Origin of the sequence: Acinetobacter sp. P1(2023), from assembly GCF_028367635.1 — a bacterium.
Taxonomy (GTDB): domain Bacteria; phylum Pseudomonadota; class Gammaproteobacteria; order Pseudomonadales; family Moraxellaceae; genus Acinetobacter; species Acinetobacter pittii_E.
In genome coordinates this window covers 61,413-86,492 of record NZ_JAQNDD010000010.1, presented here as the reverse complement: position 1 = coordinate 86,492, position 25,080 = coordinate 61,413, and the positions used below count along the sequence as shown (strand labels likewise).

The following is a 25,080-nucleotide window of genomic DNA, read 5'->3' as shown; positions in this document are numbered from 1 at the left end:
CATTGAAAAATATACATTTAAAGAGAGATAACTATCAAAAATATGATTTATCTTTATGATTTTCCCAAAGCGGGGTTGCTAAGCAATATTTTCAAAATCTCAGAATCACCACCATCACTGTCTGTTACTAATAAAAAGACTTCGCCATCAGATTTCGACTCAAACCAAGTAATCCCTTCAACCTTGATTGGCAGCGGCTGTCCTTTCGCATCTTGAATCAAATGAGTCGCTAAAGCTTTACCATCAGGTGAAAACACCAAGATAAAACTTCCCAAGACAGCACCATCATCATAGGTATTGAGTGTTTGTTCGACCGTAGCTGTAGCAACAATCAAATTTTTATCCGCTAAAAAACAAGCATCTGAAATGCCGCTTGCTGAACCATCAAGCTCAGCCAAACTCAGTTTGAGGGAATGTATAAGTGCATTTGCTAAGGATTCTCCTGCTTGAATTTTAATTAAATCAAAGACTAAAACCCCATGATGAAGATTTATGTTACCGCGTTGAAAGATATAAAGATAACGATGGTCTGAACATACGGCTTCTACATTGAGATCAGCCCCGCCTGTTAACTCAACCTGATGCTGTAAAAAATCATAATCAACCGCATCCAAGAAGGTCCTGACCTGATCATTGGCAGGATTATAAAGTAATGCTCGTTTTCGGTTTTCTGTAGAACCCGAACCCATCACCAAAAGCTGTAATTGTCCTTTCCAACTTATGGAGGTTAAAGCTTCAAAATCGGGTTTCTGTTCTTTGGTTAATACACTGAGCGGTATTTGCTCTGAAGGATCAAATAATGGAATTTTTTCAAAGACCTTTGCATCGGCCATGTTCTGGGTTCGCTTGATTCTTAATAGATAAGGGAGATTATCGCCAACAAAATAAACATCCTCCCCCGCACAAGCAACTCCAGACAGCGCGCTAATCATTGAATCTTGTGCAAAAACAAATTTTTCTAATATTTTAATTGTTGTATTCATCTTCAAGATCCCCTATTGAATGGAACACTCCTCACAAGAATACAGCCTTTGAAGTGTTCCAGATTTGATTTAGGGGTTGATCAGCCTTTATCGCTGATCAAGCGGCACCCAGTCAATTACCCAAGCTGATTTCATATTTAAGCTTGAATCAGAAGTAATTTTCTTACGAGCTGCATCTGCTGTATCACGGTCTTTCGCAGGACCAACCATAATACGGATTCCCTTACTGGTTGGGCTTGTAGTTACCTTATAGCCCTTAGCTCGTAATTTAGAAACCACTGCATCTGCATTTGCTTGGTTAGCAGCCAGGGCCACTTGAACCATCCACTTTTTATCACCGTTTTCAAGCAGTTCACGCGCCTTTTCAGCTTCAGCTTTTTTCTCAGCTTCAGCTTTTCGTTTAGCATCAGAAGCTTTTTTATCAGCTTCTGCTTGGCGTTTAGTTTCGGCTGCTTTCTTATCAGCCTCTGCTTGGCGTTTGGCTTCAGCTGCTTTCTTATCAGCCTCTGCTTGGCGCTTAGCATCTGCCGCTTTTTTATCTGCTTCTGCTTGGCGTTTGGCTTCGGCTGCTTTCTTATCAGCTTCCGCTTGGCGTTTGGCTTCAGTTGTTTTTTTGTCCGCTTCTGCTTGACGCTTAGCATCTGCCACTTTTTTATCTGCTTCTGCTTGACGTTTGGCTTCAGCAGCTTTTTTGTCTGCATCTATGTTTGAAGTAGCAGTTGTTTTATTCACCGTATTGGTTTGCTGGTTTTTAGCTTTCGCCTCACCCACTAACTCTGGTGGAATATTATCTGAACTTTCTTGAGCCGCTGTACGACGCGCATTAATTGCAGCGTACTCTGCTGCGGCTTTACGAGCAGCATCAGCTTCAGCCTGCTGCTGCATTGCTAAAAACTCAGCTGCACGTGCTTCTTGTTCGGCAACAGCCTTTTCACGCGCACGACGTTGTTCTTCAAGCAAACGTTTTTCAGTTTCAACATCAACCGCAAGCGGTTGTAGTTGTACCATTTGCCCTTCAGTTGTCTGTTTTGGTTTAGTTTGAGTTTTTGGCGATGTGGATGCGGATGGTTGAACTTCAACCTGTTTTATTTCCTCATTTCCTTTTAGAAGTAATGCTGCCAATAAAACACCACCTCCTAGTAAAACAACGCCACCCATCCAGCGTTGTTTGTTATTCATTGACATTCTTCCAAATACTCCCAAATCGCTTCTAAAGTATGAAACGAACCACAGGCCAAAATCAGCTGATTGTTATTTGTTTGCTCAAGCGCTGATTTAAAAGCCTCTTTGATATTGCCATATTGTTGTACTGTCTGGCCTTGCAAGGCATCATTGAGTTGCTGAATCGGTGCAGCACGCGGCACATTCAATTCAGCAATTTTCCAATGTAAAACAGTAGGTTTCAATAAATCGACTACTGATTTTATATCTTTATCTGCCAGCATTGAAAATACTGCGACAACTTCTGTGTACTGTTTATTGTATTCTAAGAAATTTCGCAATTGCTTTAACAAAAATTCAACACCATGAGGATTGTGTCCGGCATCAAAAATGACCGTTTTGCCATCCACTTGGCGCTGTTCAAAACGCCCTGCTAAGCGAGCAGATTGAATACCTTTTTCTAATGCTGACTGAGAAATCTCAAGTCCGCTATTTAAAATGGCAGCAACTGCTCCAGCAATATTTTCAATCGCTAATGTACCTAACGGAAGTTTTAAAGTAGTTCCTTCCGAAGCAAAGTACCAGTTTTGTCCATCATCTGCGAGCTTATAAAAATAATCACGATTAATGGTATATAACTCTGCTTGTGTACTTTGTGCTTTATCTTGAATTGCTTGCGGCAATGGTTGCTCGCCTGCAAAAATAACCGGAATATGGGGACGAATAATACCTGCTTTTTCAAAAGCAATTTTTTCGATGGTATCGCCTAACCAGTCTGTGTGATCTAGGCCAATATTAGTAATTACTGCAATGTCGGGATCAATCACATTGACGACATCTAAACGCCCGCCCAAACCGACTTCAAGCACCCATACATCACATTGTTGTTGTTTAAAAATAACAAAAGCAGCCAAAGTGGTTGCTTCAAAAAAAGATAAGCTTAAATCACAATCACGACGAGCCTGATCGACTTGAACAAAAGCATCAATCAGACTTTGATCATCGACTTCGACTCCACCTAATTTGACTCGCTCATTAAAGCGATAGATATGCGGTGACTGATATAGCCCAACTTTATAACCTTGTGCGTTTAATATCGCAGCCAGTGTGGTTGTCGTTGAGCCTTTACCATTCGTTCCGGCTACTGTAAAAACTTTAGCATGAGGCTGAGTTACACCCAACTTTTCTGCAACAGGAATTACACGTTCCAGACCAAGATCTATCCCTGTAACGTGAACATGGCTCCAATAATTGAGCCATGTATCTAAAGAGTCTATTGAAAGTGGAGCTTGTTGGTTCAAGGTAAGTTCATCAATTTCGATACAAGTCGAGATACAGTATCACGTAAAGCATGACGATGAACAATCTGATCGATTACACCATGATCAAGCAAATATTCAGCACGTTGGAACGGTTCTTCAAGAGTTTCACGTACAGTCTGCTCAATTACACGTTTACCAGCAAAGCCAATCATCGCTTTAGGTTCAGCAATATGAATATCACCCAACATTGCTAATGAAGCTGTTACACCGCCATATACAGGATGTGTTAAAACCACGATATACGGTAAGCCGGCATCTTTTAATTTTTGAATCGCAGCAGAAGTACGCGCCATTTGCATAAGCGATAACATACCTTCTTGCATACGCGCGCCACCAGAAGCTGCGAAACAGATTAATGGTTGACGTTTTTCAATTGCAAGCTCGGCAGCCTGAACAAAGCGATCACCTACAACCGTACCCATTGAGCCGCCCATAAAGTCGAACTCAAAAGCACATGCAATCATATCCATGCCATTTAAGTTACCTTGCATGGCAATTAAGGCTTCCGTTTCACCAGTTTTAGTTTGCGCTTCACGCATACGATCTGGATACGGTTTAGAGTCAACAAACTTTAGTGGATCTTTGGCACTAAATTCTTGACCCAATTCAGTTACAACATTGTCGAAGAACCAGTTCAAGCGGTCACGAGCTTTCATTCGTAAATGTTCATCACATTGCGGACAAACATACGCATTGAAAGATATTGCTGTACGTGTCACTAGTGCATGACATTCAGGACATTCAATCGTTGGCTCAGTAAATGTTGCTTTGAGAATTTGTTGCTCATCTGCGACTTCAATACCTGGAACCGGACGTTTTGTCCATGGTGTCGAAGGGCTAAGAACTTTCCCTGGTTTCACTTCTTGATTCATACTAACTCATCGAGCGCTGCTCGAAGCTCCTTGACTTTACTCACCGTCTGTTCAACAGCGTCATCCGCTGCCAACGTTGCAAAATTTTTAACGAAAGCACTACCTACAATCACGGCATCAGCAACGTTACCCATTGCTTTTGCTGAAGCGGCATCACTAATACCAAAACCAACACCTACTGGAATATCAGTAGCATTTTTGATTTTTTGAATACGCGCAGCAGCTTCTGCCGTATCAAGTGTTGCGGCTCCCGTTACACCTTTCAGTGAAACATAGTAGATAAATCCACTTGCCTGATTTGCCACATGTTGAATGCGTTGATCTGTAGAAGTTGGTGCAAGTAAGAAAATTTGGTCCATATCATGTTGTTTCAACACAGCACCAAATTCTTTTGACTCTTCTGGTGGTAAATCCACAAGTAATAAGCCATCTACACCACATTGTTTCGCATGAGAAACAAACTTCTCGTAACCAATCACTTCAACTGGATTTAGATAACCCATTAAAACAACAGGTGTTTCCTGATCCTGCTCACGGAACTCTTTTACCATGTTGAGTGCATCCAACGTATTGGTCCCTGCTGCAAGCGCACGTTCAGCTGCAAGCGCAATTACCGGACCATCAGCCATTGGATCTGAAAATGGTAAACCAAGCTCAATGACATCTACTCCTGCCGCAACCATTTTATGCAGTAACGGAACCGTTACTTGTGGCTGTGGATCACCCGCCATAACATAAGATACAAGCGCTTTACGTTGTTGGGACTTAAGCTTTTCAAAACGGGTGGCAAGACGTGACATAGGGTTGTGCTTTCCTTGAATTATTTAAAATTGAGGAGTTGTTTGTAGAAATACAAGAACATCGCATTTTAACGCTATTTTTTGTCCATTGAACAGCTCTAACGTTATGGCGATATTCGATTGTATGATTCATACAACCCATGGCGTACATTTATCAATATTTTGAAACTTTTCTCAATGATCAAAGCTTCCTATTTTCGAGCCATTATTAGACCCTAGCATGAACAAAAAATCACCACCCAAAAGTTATTTCTCAATATTTTTATGCGCGAGTTGTAATTGCCTTTTACGTGTGAGTAAAGTTTGTCCTGTCAAGTTTTTATGGGCACGTGCAAGTGCTGATTGATCCGAATATCCCAACTGTTCAGCAATTACAGTCAGACTTTCATTTTGGTGAAGTAATATTTCACAGCGTTTCATACGTTCAGTATCTAAAATTAATTTAAATGAAGTGTTTAACGACTGTAGTTGGCGTTGTAAGCTTCGTACTGAGATATTCAACTCAATAGCAATATCCTCTATTTTCGGGGCTTGTTGCTTGTGCTTAAAATATTCATGAACAATCCAATGTATTTGCTGAGCTAAATCTGTATGTATTTTCCGCTGAGCCAATGCCTCTTCTGCCTGTTTCACCAAAAGTTGCATTAGAGTTGGGTCTGCCTGACGAGGGCGAACACTTAATCCTTCACTTGCAAAAGTTAATGCATAGTAAGGTTGCTCAAATGATAATTTGCATTGAAAGAAACGCTGATAATGTACTAATGCTCCACGGGAGCGGTGCACAAACTCAACATGCTGCAAGAGGAAATCATGAAAAGGAGCAATCTGTTTAGCAAGTTGTACCATAGCAGCCAAAGTTAGCTCACAAAGTATAATATTGCTGGCATCAACCAGAGGCCAATACAAACGGATGCTAGAAGTATCTTGTTCGATTTTCATAGGCACGATTTGCTCACCGTCAATGACGAGACGATGAAATTTCATGACATATTCAAGAACCTCTGCGAAACTGCCGCTTCGAGAAGCCATATAACCCAATACACCAAAATTGGCAGGTGTAATACAAGTCGCCATTTCCAAGGCTAAATTAGAAACTTGTAGACGAGACTCTGTCAGCTCTAAAAGTTCAAGAAAAAAATTTAAAGAAGATTGAGCATCAATAGATGAAGCTAAAATATTTTGAACCTGACGGGCCTGAACGTCCGTAAGATTTAATCCCTGCCAATCGATTCCTCTTTCTTTTAAGTAAGTGTTCCACAAATAAAAATAGCCATTTGAAATCGTAAAATCCTTCATGGCTCATCCTTTTTTTAATGCCATCTTGTCGCAAACTGTATAAAAATTGGCAATAACTGTCAAAACAAAGCCGACCATTCGCGACATACTAATGAACATGTTAGATGCGAGAAATAAAAATATGAACGCACATGTTTCTTATCAAGTCGAACCCGTGGTTCGTAAAGATCTGGATTTTCATTTAAACGAAGCACCACGCTTTTGGTTTAATAATGATCCTTTTTTGACTCGTATGTTTGATGCACTCAGCTTAACCTTTCCAGATGGAGAGCGTTATTTTATCGAATGCGTTCGTATGTTCCGTGACAAAATTGATGATCCAGAACTACAAAAACGTGTTGCAGACTTTATTAAACAAGAGGCTCAACACGGTATTGCACATGACAAAATGAATCAGCTCATGAAAGAGCAAGGCATGCCTGTTGACCAGTTCACGGCCACACTTAAAAGAATTTTTCGTTTTGAACTCACCAAACGCTCACCGCAATACAATATTGCAATGACAGCAGCAGCTGAACATTTAACGGCATTAATGGCAGAAACGTTTTATAGCCATAAAAAAACTTTGGAAAATGCTCACCCCTATGTTCGAGCACTGTTTGCGTGGCATGCCATTGAAGAGATGGAGCACCGTGATATTGCTTTTGATGTCATGAAACAAGTAGGTGAAGTACCAGAGTCAACTCGTCGATTTGTATTGGTTCTTACGACTGTACTCATGTTTGGTTTTACACTCTATCGCACCAATGTCATGTTGAAATGTGATGGCTTTAGTTCTAGAGAAAGACTCTTGATGAGCCTTAAAGGCTTACCTTGGTTCTTCGGCAAAAATGGCACATTAACTGCAATGAAAAGCCAATATCTGGATTGGTTTAAAAAAGATTTTCATCCAAGTCAGCATCCGGTCATTCGTCAATATCCTGTTTGGATTGAAACACTCGAAAAGACAAATGATCCTATTGCAGCGGGTGAGGCATTCTGGCAAGCAGGTTTATAACCTGCTTATTACCATTTTGCATAATGTTGTTCTAATAAACCGTATTGTTCATTGCAATTGATTATATCGGTTGCCTCATGCTCAATCGTGCCACTAATTTTAGCTTGCCACTGATTGAACTGGCTGCCGATCATTCTTAAATTAATATTTTCGTATCTACACCAACCAATATGCACTTGTAGATTAAGCTTTTGATCTAGAGAGCTAATTTGCCAAAGTTCATCATTTACTTTTTCAAATAAAACATCTGTTAGTGAAAATAAAACTCCGTTAATCCATAAGCAGTTTTCATTACCAAAGCTTTCATTAACCCCTGAAGCTAAATTTAAACCAATACGCCGCCCTTGCTCATCCCAAAAGTTACATGAGAGCCAGAACCAAGCCGTTTCAGGTCGCAGAAAACCACAAGTATCGTCTAGCGATGCAAATGTCTTTTCATCAAATTGTACAACTTGGTTTTGTTTATTAATAAACATGCCTTCTACAGCAAGCGTGGTCTGCTTTTGGGTATAAGTCCAACCGTTAATACCAGTTGGTGTACATAAACTTAATATATCTGTTCCAGCACAAAAAATTCGAGCGCTAAGTTGAATCTCACCATATTTAGTCACTCGAATGTACCGCACGCCATTAGCATGCTGAATATCAAACTGATAAGGCGATTTAGAAAAATAACTTTGATTAAACAACGGCTGTTCATCAAGATAGGTTTTATGCCCCAAAGGCTGAATTGCATTCCACTCAATGACCTGCTGAGTTTCATGATCATAAATATAGAAAAAACCGTGCCCAACCCAGCCAATATCTGCAATGGCCAGACCAATACTATAGTGTTTATGTTGAATACCGCAGAATTTGAATTTTTTATATTTTAATTGCTTACGCCAGCCTTTTAAGACCTTACCATACGGCGTTTTATAAATATAATGTTGTACATGAATGGTTGACGGTACAGATTCAAAACGCCCATAACGAGGCTGCCCATTTTCTTGAATTAAATCCATTTACCCACTTCCATATGAATATTAGATTTCAAATGACCTATACCACGGTCAAATACGTATTTTCCCAATTGTTGCAGCAAAATCGCCTTTTATTAAATGAATATAGCGCCCTGCTACACAATCTATCGCTAAGCAGTCATCAATATCAATCACTCGATCTGTATGTGTTTTTTGCCACTGCCGATCTATAAAGTTTTTACCTAATTGTTTGGCAATGACCGCATTGGGTGCAACCACAAACTCATAACGATGAAGCTCACCGAATTCACGCGCATCATATCCACCCAAATTAATTAAATATAATTTTAAATCATCTGGTTGTGGAGCAGCATCTGTAAAATGAATTTGATAATTTTGCCCTTGAGAGCTAACTCCTGAGAGCTTGGCCCAAGCATCGATATGCAACCCTTGAGCCTCACCAAACCAAGCCTGTTTAAGTTGAGGATAAACTTCTTCCAAAGTATCCCCTACCGCCATGACTACATCATGAACTTCTGTATTAGCGCGGGCATGGCGCCCGCCCAACATCACCATAAACAAGCTTGGCATTATAGTTCTCTTACATCTCGACCATTTCTACGCCATCAATGCGTGCAACTGTCATTAAATCTTTATCACCACGGCCTGAAACAGTCGCAATAATAATCTGATCTTTAGACATCGTTGGTGCAAGCTTAGAGACGTACGCCATCGCATGTGAGCTTTCAAGTGCAGGAATAATCCCTTCGATTTTGGTTAAATCACGGAAACCTTGCAGAGCTTCTGTATCATTAATTGGCACATATTCTACGCGCTTCATATCTTTCAAGAAGCTATGTTCAGGGCCAACACCCGGATAATCAAGGCCCGCCGAGATACTATGTGTCTCAATGATCTGGCCTTGTTCATCACTCATTAAGTAAGTACGGTTACCGTGTAATACCCCCACATGACCTGCATTTAATGGTGCAGAGTGTTTACCAGTTTCAATACCAAAACCAGCTGCTTCAACACCATACATTTTCACGTTGGCATCGTTTAAGAATGGATAGAACAAGCCCATTGCATTTGAACCACCACCCACGCATGCAACCAATGCATCTGGTAAGCGACCTGCTTGTTCCAAAATCTGTTTACGTGCTTCACGGCCAATAATCGACTGGAAGTCACGGACGAGTTGAGGGTAAGGGTGCGGGCCTGCAACCGTACCAATGACATAGTAAGTCGTATCAACATTGGTTACCCAGTCACGCATCGCTTCGTTCATGGCATCTTTCAAAGTTTTAGAACCACTTTGCACAGGTACAACTGTTGCACCCAACAAACGCATACGATAAACGTTCATCGCTTGACGTTTAACATCTTCGGCACCCATATAAACAACACATTCAAGGCCCAAACGTGCTGCAATTGTTGCAGTTGCTACACCATGCTGCCCTGCACCAGTCTCAGCAATAATACGTTTTTTACCGGAAAGCTTTGCCAATAACGCCTGACCAATCGTGTTATTTACCTTGTGTGAGCCTGTATGGTTTAAGTCTTCACGTTTAAGATAAATTTGCGCACCACCTAACTCTTTTGACCATCGCTCAGCATAATAAAGTGGACTAGGACGACCTACATAGTAGGCTAGATCGCGGTCGAATTCTGCCAGAAACTGTTCATCATTTTTCATGCGAGAATAGAGATTTTCTAAATCTTCTAATGCCGCCATGAGTGTTTCTGACACAAAACGTCCGCCATGGATACCGAAATGCCCTGCAGCATCTGGGTACTGTGTATAGTCAATCACATTATTTTGCTGATCCACGTTGGACTCCTTGCATAAATCGTTCAATGAGTTGTTGGTCTTTTATACCTTTTGCGGACTCTACGCCTCCGCTCACATCTACTGCAAAAGCACCGGTAGTATGAATAGCGTCAATGACATTGTCAGGGGTTAAACCCCCTGCCAAGATTAAAGGAATATCAAGTTTTGGAAATTTAGACCAGTCAAACTGATGTCCTGTGCCCCCTTTAAGCTCAGGATGCCACGCATCGAGCAATACAGCACTGGCACCAGCCATCTGATATTTTTGAATTTCAGCAATTACATCTAAATCAGGTTTAACCTGAATCGCTTTATACCAGCGACGTTTACAATGGCGAGCTATTTCCTGACATTGTTCAGGAGTTTCATCGCCATGTAGTTGTAATACATCTAGGGGAATACAATCAAGTACATCCTGAATTTCAGTAGCACTTGCATTAACAAACAAACCAACCATTTGTACATAAGGTGGAATTACTTTTGCTAATTTTTCTGCCTGTTCAACTGTCACATGTCTTGGACTCGGCGGGAAAAAAACAAAACCTATCGCATCTGCTCCAGCAGCAACAACTGCCTGAACATCTTCAATGCGAGTAATTCCACAGATTTTTGCTCGTGTACGTTTTTGGTTTGATTGGCTCATGAGCTGTTTAAACTACAACCATTTCTTAAAATAAGCGCCATTGTAATGCAATTTTTGCCCCTTGCGTAAAAGTTCTCTGGGAATTGGGCTAAATGACATTGTATGAAATAAATCGTCACTTTATACTGCGTAAAATTGGAAGCAAGTGTAAGCAATTAATGCTTTAGGGAAGCTGGTGAAAGTCCGGCACTGCCCCCGCAACGGTAACAATGTAAAGCATATTTTTTAAGTCGAGAGCGACTTACACCACTGCAGTCATGTGGGAAGGTGAATATGTCCATAACATAAATATGGCGCTGAAGTCCGGAGACCTACTTGTTTCATCTATCTACCCGATCATTCACGTGGGGTGAATGTATGGAGCATGTTATGTCTAAGTCTTTTCAACCTACTCGTCTGGTAGGGGCTATCGCTATTGCGATGGGGTTTTCACCTGTTATTTTTGCTGAAGATGCAACGAACGCAACTCAACTTGATCCAATTGTAGTCACTGCTTCAAAAAGTGCTGAAAAAGCGAGTGAAGTTCCGGCGCGTATTAACATTATTGAACCAAAGGTTCTCGAACAATCCCCTATCGCTTCTTTACCACAATTATTACAAACCGATGCTTCCATCAATATGGTGCAAAGTGGTGGTATGGGACAACTTGCAGAGATTTATTTACGAGGTACAGAATCTGATCATACTCTCGTGCTACGAGATGGAATTCGACTAAATAATGCATCCTCAGGAACAGCAAGTCTTGCATTTATTGACACAACAGATATTAAACAAATTGAAGTATTGAAAGGGCCTGCCTCTGTTCTCTATGGTACGGATGCAATTGGCGGAGTAATTCAGCTCGTTTCAAAAACACCTGAAAAGAATAGAGCTTTTATCACGGGTGAAATTGGCGAGAATAAAACTTATAAATCAGTTATTGGCGCTGATTTATATGAAGATGGTTTTTATGCCCAAATTCGTGGACAACGCTTAGAGTCTGATGCAACTAAAGTAACTAATCAAAAAACCAACTCATCAGATACAGCATCATTTGATCAGAAAGGTTTTAGTACAAAGTTTGGTGTTGAGCAGAAAGATTACGGTATTTCTGTTGACTATAGCCATAATGAAGGTTCAAGCCTTTATGATGCTTATACATTTAATGGTGCATTGCTTAAACAAGACTTCGAAAATGAGATTATCAATTTACGTAGCCGTTTAAATGTAACAAATAACCTAGAATTAAATACTCGCTTATCACAATTCAAAGATGAAGTTAATCAAAAAGACTCTACTGATTTTGTTCACAGCAAAACGCAGGAAGTAGAGCTATATAGCAAATGGAAGTTTTTACCACAGCAAACACTCTTAGTTGGTGCCACCCACCGTACGTTGGATGGAGATATTCTATCTTATGGAGCACCATACAATGAGAACGTAGACTCGACAGGGTATTATCTTCAACATCAATTCAATGGTGATAGATTAAACACTCAAGTCGGTGTTCGCGTAGAAGATAATGAAAAATATGGCTCACATACTGTTGGTCAAATTGCTGCACGTTACCAACTCTTAGATAAAACAAGTATCTATACCAATATTGGTAGTGCATTTAAATCGCCAACGCTTAATGAACTTTTCAACTCATGGAACGGCAACCCAGATTTAAAACCAGAAGAAAGTACATCTTATGAAATTGGTATAGATCAAGCTCTACCAGCAGGTTTTAAAACAGGTTTATCTGCTTACTATACTGAAGTTGAAGATCTTATCGGCTCAGTGAACTTTGGTAAATTAACTAATATTAATAAAGCAACTTACCAAGGTGGTGAATTTTATATTGGTTGGCAGAAAGATGATCTTTTTGCAAAAGCAACTTATAGCTATGTCAAACCCGAAAACGAAGAGACTCATCAGGATTTAAATCGTCGCCCTCGTCAAGGATTAACCTTAACAACAGGTCTACAAAATGAAGTTTATGGTATTAGTGCTTCGCTCGTTGCAAAATCTAAGTCGAAAGACTGGGATAGCAATTACAAGAATCCAGGTTACGCAACTGTAGATATTAATGCTTACTGGAATATGAATCCGCACATTAAATTGTTTACTAATATTCAAAATATTGGAGATGTTGAATACAAAACAGCTTATCAAGACCAAGGATACTATTATGTCAACGGCGGCCGTCTCGCATCAGCTGGTGTGACCTTAAGCTACTAAGCAAAACTTTATTATAAAAATATTTTCTTAACTCCAGTTTCGGGGTAATGTTCTGACCGACATTATCCCTTTTTTATGTTCAGGATATCCATCATGGGACACCGTTTAAGCAAGATCTATACACGTACAGGCGACTCAGGCACCACAGGTTTAGGCGATGGTTCTCGTGTTGCCAAGGATGACTTACGAGTAGCCGCGCTTGGTGATGTTGATGAACTCAATGCCATTATTGGGGTACTTCGTGCTCAAATCACCGATAGCCAAGTAACGGATAAGGCCGCTTGGGATAAAAGCTTAAGTCTGATTCAACATTGGCTATTCGACTTAGGTGGAGAAGTTTGTATTCCAAACTACAACCTACTCCAGCCCGTTTGTATTGAATTTCTTGAAAAAGAAATTGACCGTATGAATGAAGATTTGCCTATGTTGAAAGAATTTATTCTACCGTCTGGTTCTTTATCTTGCAGTTATGCCCATCAAGCCCGTGCTGTTTGTCGTCGTGCAGAACGATCTCTGATGTCAGTACAAACTCGTGATCAAAATATTCAGGCTACAGCGCTCCAACTTTTAAATCGCCTATCTGACTGGTTATTTGTTGCATCACGAGCTTTACAGCGTGCCGAAGGTGGTCAAGAAGTGCTTTGGCAAAAAAATATTAATGAGATTATTTAAAAATAGATTAGATTAAACATGGTCTCTGCTCTTTTTGAAGAGACCATAGGCAAAAGATTTTATAGAAGAAAATTATGCGCATTATTGGTCATCGTGGTGCACGCCGAGAAGCTCCTGAAAATACATTAGGTGGGTTTCAGCACATAAAGAATTTAGGTATTCGCGGTGTCGAATTTGATATTCGTCAACTTCAAGACGAAGAGTTGGTTGTCATTCATGATGACAATTTTTTACGTACAGCTGGAGTCGATCAAATTGTAGAGCATTCGACTTTGGCTCAAGCGTTATCATTTGATCATCGCCAAAATTGGCCTGACTGGCCAAATTTAGAGCCAACACCTAGACTCACAGGCGTTTTAAGTTTACTTAATAACTTCGATCATATTGAAGTTGAAGTGAAAGCTGTAAGAGATATGGCATTGGCCGAAAAACTCGTTCAAAAGCTTGAGACTGAATTACAGGGTTTTGGGAAAGTCGTCACCATCACAAGTTTTGATCTTCAAATTTTAACTGCTTTACGCGATATAAACTCTCAATTTAAACGCGGATTGTTAGTCGAGCTTCCTGTTGGGGTAACTGCGATAGAACTCGCCCATCAATATGGTTGCTGTCATATTGGTTGGCATGATCAGCTGGCAACAGATGAAATGATTAAACTGTCTCATCAAGCTGGTTTGAACATTAGTGTGTGGACAGTCAATGATGTAGAAAGAGCAAAAAGGCTACGTGATTTAGATGTTCAGGGCTTAATTACAGATATTCCGACCACGATGTTACAGGTCCTATAAATATAAAAAAGGTGGTAAAAACCACCTTTTATTTCTTTTGTGCCTGAATGAGGCGTTGCCCATTCTGATCAAGTAGATATAGCGTATTACCTACGAGCTGGAAGCGTTGAATACGTTGCAAAGCATCTACCAATTCTGCCTCTTGCGCCAAAGCACCATCACAACTTGAATGGCCTGCATTTACTTGCATATCAAGTTTTTGCTGGCTGAAATTAAATGTATAACGACCAAAAACTCCATTACAGCCAGTATGTCCAGACACTGTTTTGACCGAAGAATTTAAAGATAGAGTCGGCCACTGTGTAAAAAATTTTGCCTTATGACCGCTGATCTGAGTGATCTGCCAATCAATATCTTGAATGCCATCCGGACTCACTCTCTTTTTTACAATAGGAGCTTGAATCTGATGAACTGTTCTTTTTGCTTGAACGTTTTTTGTATTCTGTTCGGGTGCACTTTGACATGCGGCTAATACAAGACTGATTGTGACCAAGACACACTTCAAAGATAATTTTCTTGAAATATCAATGCGGTTCTTTTTTTTCAATCGTTGTACGTTCATTAAACAACTTCTCCTGCTTGAAAAACTCTCTGACATAGTTTAATTCTGTTACGGTTCTTTCAATACATCTGTACAATAATGCTAGTGATTCTCACTAAGCACGTGCTAATATGAAGGATAGAATAGCAATATATCTTGATGATTGGTTTTGCTATGTCGTTTTGTCTTTGTACCTTGTTTCACAAGGATTCTAGGAGCGCTGCCGGATATGACTTCCGCCCCACTCAAAGCCCCAATTAACTGGACCGCTAGCATTACCTTAATTGGTTTACCAATTCTTGCCGCAATCATAATCCCGATTTATACGTATTATTATGATTTTAGTGTAAGCGCATGGGTAAGCTTATTTTTTCTTTTAGCTCTAAGTAGTATGGGGATTACTGCTGGTTACCATCGCCTTTGGGCTCACCGAGCTTATGAAGCGTCGTTACCGCTTAAAATTCTTTTAATGATCGGTGGAACTTTTGCTGTACAAAATAGTATTTTGTTCTGGGCATCTGGTCACCGTACTCACCATCGACATGTTGATGATGTTGATGAAGATCCATATTCAATTGAGCGTGGTTTTTGGTATGCCCATATGGGTTGGATGATCCGTGATCATTCACCATCTGAGCCGGATTTTAAAAATGCACCAGACCTACTCAACGATAAATTGGTCATGTTCCAACATAAATACTATGGTTTACTGGTAGTTGCAGTTCATGTTGGTATTTTAGGCTTAATCGGTTGGGCGACTGGCGACCTATGGGGTGTAGTACTCTTGGGTGGTTTAGTACGTTTAATCATTAGTCATCAAGTGACTTTCTTTATTAACTCACTTTGTCATATGTTCGGTAAACGTCCTTATACAGACGAAAACTCGGCACGTGATAATTTCTGGTTAGCTATTGCCACTTGGGGCGAGGGTTACCATAACTATCACCATATCTTCCAATACGACTATCGTAATGGTGTGAAATGGTGGCAATATGATCCAACTAAATGGTTGATCTGGTCATGTTCTAAAATTGGTTTAGCTAAAAATTTACGTCGTATTCCAAGCTTTAATATTAAAAAAGCAGAATTGGCGATGAAATTTAAATATGCTGAACAAGACCTTGCTATTTATGGGCATGATGTAAATGCAGACATTACTCAAATGAAGCAACGTATCGCACAAGAGTACGAAGCATTTACACATACCTTAAATGATTGGGCAAAACTTAAAGAACAAGAGTTACAAGCTAAAAAAGCAGCAATGGCTGAAAAGATTCATAGAATGGATCATAAGCTTAAAGTTGATTTCCAATTGCTTGAACATCGTCTAAGTCATCATCGTGAATGCTTAGAAACACTTATGCGTAGTGTTAAAAAGAATACCAATGTAGTGTCAGACTAAATTAAATTCTGATCTAAAATAGCTCTTTCGGGAGCTATTTTTATGCCTGCTTTTTAACTGTGTTATAGTGAAATCCGCTCTCTTTATTTTGCTAAGCCTATGCAGTTTAATCCGCTCTACCCTTCACTTCCGTCTAAATTATTCCATGTTCAGCAGCCCTCACCGTTACGTGGTGCAAAGGCAGGACATTTTAACAGCGCATTGGCTGATGAACTGCAATGGTCAGAAGACGATAAAAATGCATGGGTTGAGATCTGTAGTGGACAACGTACTTTCACTGAATTTCCTCCACTTGCGATGGTTTATGCTGGCCATCAATTCGGACAATGGGCAGGTCAACTTGGTGATGGTCGTGGTTTACTGATTGCGCAAATATTGAATACAAAGGGCCAAACCATCGACCTTCATCTCAAAGGTGCAGGCCCTACGCCTTATTCAAGAATGGGAGATGGGCGAGCAGTATTACGTTCTGTGGTCCGTGAATATTTAGCAGGACATGCGCTAAATGCTTTAGGCGTCGCTTCTAGTCACGCAGTCGGTTTTACAACCTCGACTCAAGGTGTACAGCGTGAAAAACTAGAGTTAGGTGCAATGCTACTTAGAACATCTGAATGTCATATTCGTTTAGGACACTTCGAATGGATTAATCAATATGCACCTGAGTTGCTGTCAGAATTTACTCAAAAATGTATTGAATGGCACTATCCAGAATGCCTAGAAACTGAAAATCCAATTTTATCTTTTGCAAAAAAGGTAGTTGAACGTACTGCAATTATGATTGCGAAATGGCAATTGGTTGGATTTGCTCATGGTGTAATGAATACCGACAACTTAAATATTACAGGTTCAACACTCGATTTTGGTCCATATGGCTTTATGGAGCGTTTTCGCCCAAACTGGATCAACAATCACTCGGATTACCAAGGTCGTTATACTTACCAAAATCAACCAAGTATAGGCCATTGGAACTTATGGACGTGGTTAAATAACTTAATTCCTCTTGCTGAACCTGAACAAAAAGATCAGTTCAAAGAAGAGTTAGCACGTTGCTTAGAACAATTTGAACCGATCTTTTTAGAGCACTATGGGCAAGGTTTATGTCAAAAGATGGGACTTCCTCATTTCCATAAAGACAGTCTTGATTGTAGTTTTGCTTTTTTAAGAATCTTACAAACTGAACAACTCGATTACACGCAAAGTTTTATTCGTCTTCAAAACAAAGAATACAAAGCTTTACGAGATGATTGTCTTGATATTCGTCAATTTGATGCGTTTATTAGCCAATATGACAGCATCCGTGAGCATCAAGATATTGATGAACTTGATGCCAATATGCAAAAAGCAAATCCAGTTTATGTTTTACGGAACCACATGGCGCAGCGTGCTATTGAAGCAGCTGAGAAAGATGATTTTAGTGAAGTTGACCGTTTATTTAAACTACTCAACCATCCTTACACAAGACAGCCAAATTTGGAAAACCCGGAAGATTTAGGCCCGTTACCAAGCGATATGCCTGATGTGGCAGTGAGTTGTTCGTCTTAATTTTTTATCCACATTTTCTGTGGATAACATTGTGGTTATCCACAGAATAACTTTTATGAAGACTTACTCTTCAGGATATTCGAAGCGGTAACCTACACCATAAACAGCTTGAATCCATTCATGGCGGTTACCAGTTTCAGCCGCTTCACTAATTTTTCGGCGCAAGTTTTTGATATGGCTGTCAATCACGCGATCGGCAACATCAAAGCTATCCGGATTAATATGATCCAATAATTGTGCACGCGAATAAACTTGCCCCACATGCTCTAAAAATAGCTCAAGTAAGCGAAATTCGGTTGGCGTTAAGCTCAATGATTTTTGTTGATACCAAATTCTTTGCTGAGCTTTATCGATTCGGAACGAATCATTTTGTTCAGGCTCTGCCTTACGCTCTAAACGGCGTAGCACAGCTTGTACGCGAGCAACAAGTTCTTTTGGACTAAATGGCTTACATACATAATCATCAGCGCCCATGTTGAGACCTAGTACACGGTCAATTTCTTCGGTACGGGCAGTGACCATAATAATCGGTAAATCTGACTGCTCACGAACTTTACGGCAAATAGTCAAACCATCCATTCTTGGAACCATTAAGTCCAAAATCATCAAATTTGGTTTACGTTGCTGGAAACTCGCATAGGCATCCTGACCATCATGAAACATACTTACTTCAAAACCGGCAGCTTCAAGATAATCACGTACCAAATGCGCTAATTCGACTTCATCTTCAACCAACATCACATGTTTCATGAGATTTTTTTCCTTTTATATTTAACTCTGCTTTTTGAAAGTAAGTACACAACGTAAACCACCTAACGGTGAATGTTCAAAACTAAGTGTACCACCAAGCGCTTGCGCAATTTTACAAGACAAAGCTAAGCCCAGCCCTGTTCCACCTGTACTACGCGTACGCGAATCATCTACACGATAGAAGCGCTCACCTAAACGGGATAATTGCTCATCACTTAAACCAAACGGGCTATCATCAACATATAAAGTCCACTCTTGAGGAGTCTGGCTCGTATGAATATGAATTTTGCCACCTGTTTCTGTGTAACGAATACTATTACTAATTAAATTAACAACAATCTGTTTAAACCGATCACGATCTAATAATAGCGGAGAACTTGTTCCTTCAACTTGAATTTCAAGCCCAGCTTGCTCAAGTTTTGGTTTAAAGTTTTCAACTTCCTGTAATACCACTTCCCATGGATTTACAGAACTCAAATAACACTTAAGCTGCTGAGCATCTGCCTGTGCCAAGTCGGCAAGGTCTTGGGTTAATTTTTTCAGGCTTGATACCTGACGCATCATCGCATCTAGATGTTCAGGGGTTGCTTTTCGAATCCCATCTTGCATGGCTTCAATTTGAGCTTGCAATACAGCCAGCGGCGTTTTTAATTCATGAGAAGTATCTGCTACCCATTGACGTCGCGACTCTTCATGCTGATGTAAAATTTCTGCTAAATGGTTCAATTGAGTGGATAGGTCGCCCAGCTCATCATTTCGTTTAATAACAACTTGATGTTGATAATTTCCTTTCGTTAATTCATTGGTTGCATTTAATAAACGCTGAATCGGTTTTTTAAAATAAGTCGCCATCAATAGCGCTGCAACTAAACTTGAAAGTAAGGTTAAGGCATAAATTAAGAGCAAATAGCGCTTTTGATTACTAAAGAAGTTAATACTCAAAGCATCTTCTTTATCCAAAACGGGTTTCAAACCCAAATATCCAACCACTTGATTGTTTAAGATAATGGGACGAAATGACATCTGATCTGAAGAAGGCGGTTCACCCACTACAAACTGGTGCTGCGCGTCATATAGAGATAAACGTGAACTCAATCCTAAGCGGTCTGGTAAAGCGATAAAACGCTTCTTACCATTTTGAGTTTCAATATCTTTTAAGCTTCCCTTCTTTGATTTATTTTTATCATCACTTGGACGAAACTGGTTTGCACTTAAAGGGAAACGCAATCCTTCAAAGGGTTGATATTGAGAAGGTAAATTTTGCTCAAGCGTTCTTAACTCTTCATCACTAAAAATACTATTTTTATTAGTTGGTGCAACTTCAGGCGAAATATTAATAAGCGCATGCTCATCAAAAGAATGCTGTTGTATGGCAATATCATATTGACGACGAAGCCACCACTGCGAAAGACGATCGTAGTCATCGGGAGCCGCGGTTCCTTCGATTTGTAAAATCTGTGCCTGAATCGCATTCCCCCAATCATGGTAGACCGTATAGACATCACCCAAATTGGTAATGAGGCGGTCGAGCTTCTGCATTTCAACGTCAGCCACATATTTGGCAAAGTTCTTTTGCATTGTCCAGTGCAAAACGCTCAAGCTTGCAGTCGCAATAAGTAATGTGGTGAGCAAGACTGTCAAAAATAACCGTAATGCAATGGGAACACGTAGAACGTTCAAAAGCACTCTCTCATTTTTACCCTATATTTGGCATTGTAACCAACAACGAAAAGAAAAACTCTCCATTGTTTCTACATCTTTATTATCTAATCTTTAAGGCATCGGTAAACACAACATTAGAGGGCTTTAAATATGAAAATGACGGCAAAAATTGCATTATTCAGTGCGGCAATTGTAACAATGGGCAGTTTGGCGGCGTGTCAATCGACAACTCAACCACCTAAGCCAGAGCGCGGAATGATGCAAGATGGCCCGCGTGAGGGGCACCACCGTATGAAGCACCGTGAATTTACTCCAGAACAAAAAGCAGCATGGGAACAACATCGTGCAGAACGCAAAGCGCGTTTTGAACAAATCCAAAAAGCTTGTGATGGCAAGGCCAATGGACAAACAGTAAATGTTCAAGTTGGCGATAAAACACTTGAAGGAACATGTAACCTTCGTTTTGAACCAAAACGTCCTCAACCACCCGTTAATGCCCCTGCTCCTGCAGCTGTTCAAGCAAAATAATTCTAAAAATCATCAAGCAAAAGGCGCCCATAGGCGCCTTTTGCTTATACATAACTATTTACGATTTTGACTATTTGTATCATATAAACATAACCAAAAGTATTTACACTCAAAGCACTTACATCATTTAAGTATTTTTTTCTTGACTTTGCAGTCACAAAGTAAAGGTACTGAGGTGCTTGTGCAGTTATGCAAGTTGTTGCACGATGTAGTAGTCCAAGGTGCCTCATGGCACATTATCATAGATTAAGATTATAACTCTGGTTTCACCAGTATTGAGGAACCCGATATGCCACAATACAAAGCGCCCTTACGTGATATGCAATTCGTTTTGCATGAATTATTAAATGCTGAAGAACACTATGCAAAATTACCTGATTTCCAAGGTAACGTAAGCCGTGAATTGGTTGATCAATATTTAGAAGCTGCGGCGGATTTCTGTGAAAATGAACTTTCTCCTTTAAACCAAGTTGGTGACCGCGAAGGTTGTACTTGGAATGATGGCGTAGTTACTACTCCAACAGGTTTTAAAGAAGCTTATCAAAAATATATTGAACTTGGCTTTCCGTCTTTATCAGCAGAAGAACAATACGGTGGCCAGGCTTTACCTAACTCTTTAGGTATTGCAATTTCTGAAATGGTAGGTAGCTCTAACTGGGCGTGGGGTATGTACCCAGGCTTGTCTCACGGAGCTGTCCGTACATTAGAACATCACGGTTCTGATGAACAAAAAAATACTTACTTACCAAACCTTGTTTCAGGTGTTTGGACGGGTACGATGTGCTTAACTGAATCTCATGCTGGTTCAGACTTAGGTATTATCCGTTCTAAGGCAGAACCAAATGCTGATGGTAGCTATGCAATCTCTGGCGAGAAAATCTTTATCTCTGCTGGTGAACATGACATGGCTGAGAATATCATCCATATCGTTCTTGCTCGCCTACCAGGTGCGCCAAAAGGCACTAAAGGTATCTCATTATTCATCGTTCCTAAATTCCATGTAAATGCAGATGGAACTATTGGCGAACGTAATGCGGTACGTTGTGGTTCTATCGAACACAAAATGGGTATTCATGGTAATGCGACTTGTGTCATTAACTTTGACCAAGCGAAAGGTTACTTGATTGGACCTGAAAACCGTGGTTTGAACTGTATGTTCACCTTCATGAACACAGCACGTATTGGTACTGCTGTTCAAGGTTTAGCAGCATCTGAATCATCTTTCCAAGGTGCGTTGACTTATGCGAAAGAACGTTTAGCAATGCGTTCACTTTCTGGTCCTAAAGCTCCAGAAAAAGAAGCAGACCCAATTATCGTTCACCCTGCTGTGCGCAACATGCTTTTAACTCAAAAAGCGTTTGCTGAAGGCGGTCGTGCACTTGTTTACTTACTTGCTCAATACGCTGACATCGTTGAAAAAGGCGAAACAGAAGAAGAGCGCAAGTTTGCTGACAACATCTTGTCTTTATTGACTCCAATTGCGAAAGCATTCTTGACTGAAACAGGTTCTGAATCTGCTAAGCACGGTGTACAAGTCTTCGGTGGTCATGGCTTTATTTCTGAGCATGGCATGGAGCAAATCGTACGTGATACACGTATTGCTTGCTTGTATGAAGGTACAACTGAAATTCAAGCACTTGATTTGTTAGGTCGTAAAGTATTGCAAACTCAAGGTGCAATGCTACGTGACTTCACTAAGATCATCCATAAATTCGTAGAAGCAAACAAAGACAACGCTGCTATGAAAGAATTTGTTGAACCGCTTGCGGCTCTTAACAAAGAATGGGGCGATCTGACTATGCAAATCGGTATGCGTGCGATGCAAAACCCAGATGAAGTAGGCGCTGCTGCTGTAGATTACCTCTACTTCTCAGGTTATATCACTTTAGCTTACCTATGGGCTCGTATGGCGCTTGTAGCACAAGAGAAATTAGCAGCCGGTACTACCGATGTTGACTTCTACAATGCGAAAGTAACTACTGCTCGCTTCTACTTTAAGAAAGTATTACCACGTGTACGTTCTCATGTAGATGTGATTGCGGGTGGTCTAGATCCATTAATGTCATTAGACGCTGAACATTTCGCTTTCTAATCATAGTTAGTTGCGATATGCAATGTTAAAAAACAAAAAAGGACTGCTCAGTTTTGACGGTCCTTTTTTTATAAAATCAATGATAAATTTACACTTTAAATTCCATATCCATTTCGTTTTACAGGATATCTAGCACAGGCCAATGTGCACAAAAAAGGTGAACGATTATGCCAATTTACAATGCTCCTTTAGCTGATATGAAATTCATCTTAAATGATGTATTTAAAGCAGAACAATTTTGGCAGTCTAATGAGAAACTTGCTCATGTAGATGCTGCAACAGCTGAAGCAATTTTAGAAGAAATGGCTAAATTTGCTCAGAACGTGACTCATCCATTAAACCGTACCGGTGATGAAGAAGGCGCTCGCTATGAAAACGGTGAGGTGTTCACACCAGCTGGTTTTAAAGATGCATTTCGTCAATATGCAGAAGGCGGCTGGATTGGCTTAGGTGCCGATGAAGAATGGGGTGGCCAAGGCATGCCAAAAATGCTCACCGTTCTTTCTGATGAAATGTTATTTGCGACAAACCCATCATTTATGCTCTACCCGCTTCTTTCAGTGGGTGCAGGTATGGCTTTAAGCAGCTACGCATCTCAAGAGCAAAAAGAAACATATTTACCTAAGATTTATTCAGGTGAATGGTCTGGCACAATGTGCTTAACCGAGCCACATGCAGGTACTGACTTAGGTATTATCAAAACTAAAGCAGAACGTAATGAAGACGGTACTTATAACATCACAGGTACTAAAATCTTCATCACTGGCGGCGACCACGATTTAGCTGAAAACATCATTCACTTGGTCCTTGCTAAAACTCCAGATGCCCCTGCTGGTTCACGTGGTATATCGCTATTTATTGTACCGAAGTACCTTGTAAATGAAGATGGTTCTTTAGGCGACCGTAACCATGTTGGCCCAGGTTCTATTGAACATAAAATGGGTATCAAAGCATCTGCAACTTGTGTGATGAACTTTGATGGAGCAAAAGGTTACCTCGTTGGTAAAGAGAACGAAGGTCTTGCTGCCATGTTCGTTATGATGAACTACGAACGTTTATCAATGGGTATTCAAGGTTTAGGTGCATCTGAATTTGCTTATCAAAATGCTGCTCAATACGCGACTGATCGTTTACAAGGCCGTAGTGCAGCTGGTGTTCAATCACCAAATAAACCTGCTGACAGCATTTTAGTCCATGGTGATGTACGTCGTATGTTGTTAAACGCACGTGCAAATAATGAAGCATCTCGTGCATTTGCTGTATATGTAGGTCAGCAACTCGATATCACTAAATTCTCAACTGATGCAGCAGCAGTGAAAAAAGCCAATGACCGCGTTGCGCTTTTAACTCCAATTGCAAAAGCTTACCTCACAGATACAGCATTCCAAGCAACTTTAGATGCTCAGATGGTGTTCGGTGGTCACGGTTATATCCGTGAATGGGGAATGGAACAATGTATTCGTGACCTTCGTATTGCTCAAATCTACGAGGGAACTAACGGCGTTCAATCTCAAGATTTAATTGGTCGTAAAACCATTAAATGTGGCGGTGCGTTCATTGCTGAATACATCACTGAAATTCGTGACTTCGCAAATGACTTAGATACTGATTTAAACTTCATTAAAGATGCAACTTTAGATGCTGCAACTGAAATTGAAGCGATCACTCAGTTTATTATTGAACAAGCTGCTGAGAATGTAGATTTCCCGAACTCAGCTGCGGTTGATTATTTACATGCAGTGGGCTTACTCAGCTTCGCATATATGTTTGCGAAAATTGCTGCCGCTGCTAAAGATAAGTCTGGTGATTTCTATCAAAATAAACTTGCTTTGGCTCAGTACTTTGTTGAACGCATCTTGCCAGATATTGATGCGCGCATTGCTAAGATTAAAGCTGGTTCAGACTTAATTATGGGCTTTAGTGAAGATTACTTTACAAATCAAGCTTAATTAAGTTTTCCACAAAAACGCCTGACAATTCAGGCGTTTTTTATTTTATATTTACTATTTCAATTGGCATGAAATTTGTTTAATT

At 40.2% G+C, this 25,080-nt stretch carries 21 protein-coding genes, 1 pseudogene and 1 riboswitch; of the genes and pseudogenes, 9 read left to right on the top strand and 13 right to left on the bottom strand.

What is annotated here, in order from left to right; genetic code table 11:
• Nucleotides 1-53 precede the first annotated feature (53 nt).
• The 6 genes from POD11_RS14515 to POD11_RS14490 all read right to left on the bottom strand — a co-directional run bounded on the left by POD11_RS14515 (nucleotide 54) and on the right by POD11_RS14490 (nucleotide 6,434).
• Nucleotides 54-983: a DUF6929 family protein gene (locus tag POD11_RS14515; RefSeq protein ID WP_262457653.1), complete on the bottom strand. Its 930-nt coding sequence runs from the start codon at nucleotides 981-983 to the stop codon at nucleotides 54-56.
• An 87-nt stretch (nucleotides 984-1,070) separates the two neighbouring features.
• Nucleotides 1,071-2,168, bottom strand: coding sequence for an SPOR domain-containing protein (locus POD11_RS14510; RefSeq protein ID WP_262457652.1), 1,098 nt, complete (start codon nucleotides 2,166-2,168; stop codon nucleotides 1,071-1,073).
• Nucleotides 2,159-3,445 (bottom strand): bifunctional tetrahydrofolate synthase/dihydrofolate synthase, encoded by a 1,287-nt coding sequence (gene folC, locus POD11_RS14505; RefSeq protein ID WP_262457651.1) that lies wholly within the window; start codon nucleotides 3,443-3,445, stop codon nucleotides 2,159-2,161. The genes POD11_RS14510 and folC overlap by 10 nt, the downstream gene beginning before the upstream one ends.
• Nucleotides 3,442-4,338 carry an acetyl-CoA carboxylase, carboxyltransferase subunit beta gene (accD, locus tag POD11_RS14500; RefSeq protein ID WP_262457650.1) on the bottom strand — a complete coding sequence of 299 codons (897 nt, stop codon included), beginning with the start codon at nucleotides 4,336-4,338 and terminating at the stop codon, nucleotides 3,442-3,444. Before accD ends, folC begins: the two co-directional genes overlap by 4 nt.
• Entirely contained in the window at nucleotides 4,335-5,138 is an 804-nt protein-coding gene (gene trpA / locus POD11_RS14495; protein WP_239975436.1) for a tryptophan synthase subunit alpha, read from the bottom strand. Before trpA ends, accD begins: the two co-directional genes overlap by 4 nt.
• 246 nt (nucleotides 5,139-5,384) lie before the next feature.
• Nucleotides 5,385-6,434: an AraC family transcriptional regulator gene (locus POD11_RS14490; RefSeq protein WP_262457649.1), complete on the bottom strand. Its 1,050-nt coding sequence runs from the start codon at nucleotides 6,432-6,434 to the stop codon at nucleotides 5,385-5,387.
• 121 nt (nucleotides 6,435-6,555) lie between these two features.
• Between POD11_RS14490 and POD11_RS14485 the strand changes: the two genes are divergently transcribed.
• A complete protein-coding gene (locus tag POD11_RS14485) occupies nucleotides 6,556-7,431 on the top strand; it encodes a metal-dependent hydrolase (protein ID WP_262457647.1) in 876 nt (291 codons plus the stop codon).
• Nucleotides 7,432-7,439: 8 nt separating this feature from the next.
• On the opposite strand, the gene POD11_RS14480 is transcribed toward POD11_RS14485, so the two are convergent.
• The 4 genes and pseudogenes from POD11_RS14480 to POD11_RS14465 all read right to left on the bottom strand — a co-directional run bounded on the left by POD11_RS14480 (nucleotide 7,440) and on the right by POD11_RS14465 (nucleotide 10,867).
• Nucleotides 7,440-8,435 (bottom strand): DUF2804 domain-containing protein, encoded by a 996-nt coding sequence (locus POD11_RS14480; RefSeq protein WP_262457646.1) that lies wholly within the window; start codon nucleotides 8,433-8,435, stop codon nucleotides 7,440-7,442.
• Nucleotides 8,436-8,472: 37 nt separating this feature from the next.
• Nucleotides 8,473-8,984: pseudogene (locus POD11_RS14475) on the bottom strand (DUF1543 domain-containing protein).
• A 10-nt stretch (nucleotides 8,985-8,994) separates the two neighbouring features.
• The gene (gene trpB / locus POD11_RS14470; protein ID WP_002116129.1) at nucleotides 8,995-10,224 is read right to left on the bottom strand and encodes a tryptophan synthase subunit beta; all 1,230 of its coding nucleotides are present in this window, start codon (nucleotides 10,222-10,224) and stop codon (nucleotides 8,995-8,997) included.
• Nucleotides 10,208-10,867 carry a phosphoribosylanthranilate isomerase gene (locus POD11_RS14465; protein WP_262457644.1) on the bottom strand — a complete coding sequence of 220 codons (660 nt, stop codon included), beginning with the start codon at nucleotides 10,865-10,867 and terminating at the stop codon, nucleotides 10,208-10,210. Before POD11_RS14465 ends, trpB begins: the two co-directional genes overlap by 17 nt.
• Nucleotides 10,868-10,993: 126 nt before the next feature.
• Nucleotides 10,994-11,200, top strand: a riboswitch (cobalamin riboswitch).
• A gap of 36 nt (nucleotides 11,201-11,236) precedes the next feature.
• On the opposite strand from POD11_RS14465, the gene POD11_RS14460 reads away from it, so the two are divergent.
• The 3 genes from POD11_RS14460 (at nucleotide 11,237) to POD11_RS14450 (ending at nucleotide 14,529) form a co-directional block, all read left to right on the top strand.
• A complete protein-coding gene (locus POD11_RS14460; protein ID WP_262457643.1) occupies nucleotides 11,237-13,069 on the top strand; it encodes a TonB-dependent receptor plug domain-containing protein in 1,833 nt (610 codons plus the stop codon).
• A 93-nt stretch (nucleotides 13,070-13,162) separates the two neighbouring features.
• A complete protein-coding gene (locus tag POD11_RS14455) occupies nucleotides 13,163-13,741 on the top strand; it encodes a cob(I)yrinic acid a,c-diamide adenosyltransferase (RefSeq protein WP_262457642.1) in 579 nt (192 codons plus the stop codon).
• Nucleotides 13,742-13,815: 74 nt separating this feature from the next.
• Nucleotides 13,816-14,529 (top strand): glycerophosphodiester phosphodiesterase, encoded by a 714-nt coding sequence (locus POD11_RS14450; RefSeq protein ID WP_262457641.1) that lies wholly within the window; start codon nucleotides 13,816-13,818, stop codon nucleotides 14,527-14,529.
• A gap of 28 nt (nucleotides 14,530-14,557) precedes the next feature.
• On the opposite strand, the gene POD11_RS14445 is transcribed toward POD11_RS14450, so the two are convergent.
• Nucleotides 14,558-15,091, bottom strand: coding sequence for an META domain-containing protein (locus POD11_RS14445; RefSeq protein ID WP_239967394.1), 534 nt, complete (start codon nucleotides 15,089-15,091; stop codon nucleotides 14,558-14,560).
• A 208-nt stretch (nucleotides 15,092-15,299) separates the two neighbouring features.
• On the opposite strand from POD11_RS14445, the gene POD11_RS14440 reads away from it, so the two are divergent.
• Both POD11_RS14440 and POD11_RS14435 read left to right on the top strand, forming a co-directional pair.
• The gene (locus tag POD11_RS14440) at nucleotides 15,300-16,472 is read left to right on the top strand and encodes an acyl-CoA desaturase (RefSeq protein WP_262457640.1); all 1,173 of its coding nucleotides are present in this window, start codon (nucleotides 15,300-15,302) and stop codon (nucleotides 16,470-16,472) included.
• Between the two features lie 99 nt (nucleotides 16,473-16,571).
• Nucleotides 16,572-18,014, top strand: a complete 1,443-nt coding sequence (locus tag POD11_RS14435; RefSeq protein ID WP_262457639.1) for a protein adenylyltransferase SelO — start codon at nucleotides 16,572-16,574, stop codon at nucleotides 18,012-18,014.
• Between the two features lie 63 nt (nucleotides 18,015-18,077).
• Here the strand turns inward: POD11_RS14435 and POD11_RS14430 are convergent, their stop codons facing one another.
• Both POD11_RS14430 and baeS read right to left on the bottom strand, forming a co-directional pair.
• Complete coding sequence (locus tag POD11_RS14430) at nucleotides 18,078-18,764, bottom strand: response regulator (protein ID WP_002116101.1); 687 nt, start codon at nucleotides 18,762-18,764, stop codon at nucleotides 18,078-18,080.
• Between the two features lie 21 nt (nucleotides 18,765-18,785).
• Nucleotides 18,786-20,444: a sensor histidine kinase efflux regulator BaeS gene (baeS, locus tag POD11_RS14425; RefSeq protein WP_262457638.1), complete on the bottom strand. Its 1,659-nt coding sequence runs from the start codon at nucleotides 20,442-20,444 to the stop codon at nucleotides 18,786-18,788.
• Between the two features lie 132 nt (nucleotides 20,445-20,576).
• On the opposite strand from baeS, the gene POD11_RS14420 reads away from it, so the two are divergent.
• From POD11_RS14420 to POD11_RS14410, 3 genes are all read left to right on the top strand, one after another.
• Nucleotides 20,577-20,954, top strand: coding sequence for a hypothetical protein (locus tag POD11_RS14420; protein WP_016143069.1), 378 nt, complete (start codon nucleotides 20,577-20,579; stop codon nucleotides 20,952-20,954).
• Nucleotides 20,955-21,243: 289 nt separating this feature from the next.
• Nucleotides 21,244-23,046 carry an acyl-CoA dehydrogenase C-terminal domain-containing protein gene (locus POD11_RS14415; protein ID WP_239967398.1) on the top strand — a complete coding sequence of 601 codons (1,803 nt, stop codon included), beginning with the start codon at nucleotides 21,244-21,246 and terminating at the stop codon, nucleotides 23,044-23,046.
• Between the two features lie 167 nt (nucleotides 23,047-23,213).
• The gene (locus tag POD11_RS14410; protein WP_224992695.1) at nucleotides 23,214-24,995 is read left to right on the top strand and encodes an acyl-CoA dehydrogenase C-terminal domain-containing protein; all 1,782 of its coding nucleotides are present in this window, start codon (nucleotides 23,214-23,216) and stop codon (nucleotides 24,993-24,995) included.
• The last annotated feature ends 85 nt before the right edge of the window (nucleotides 24,996-25,080 follow it).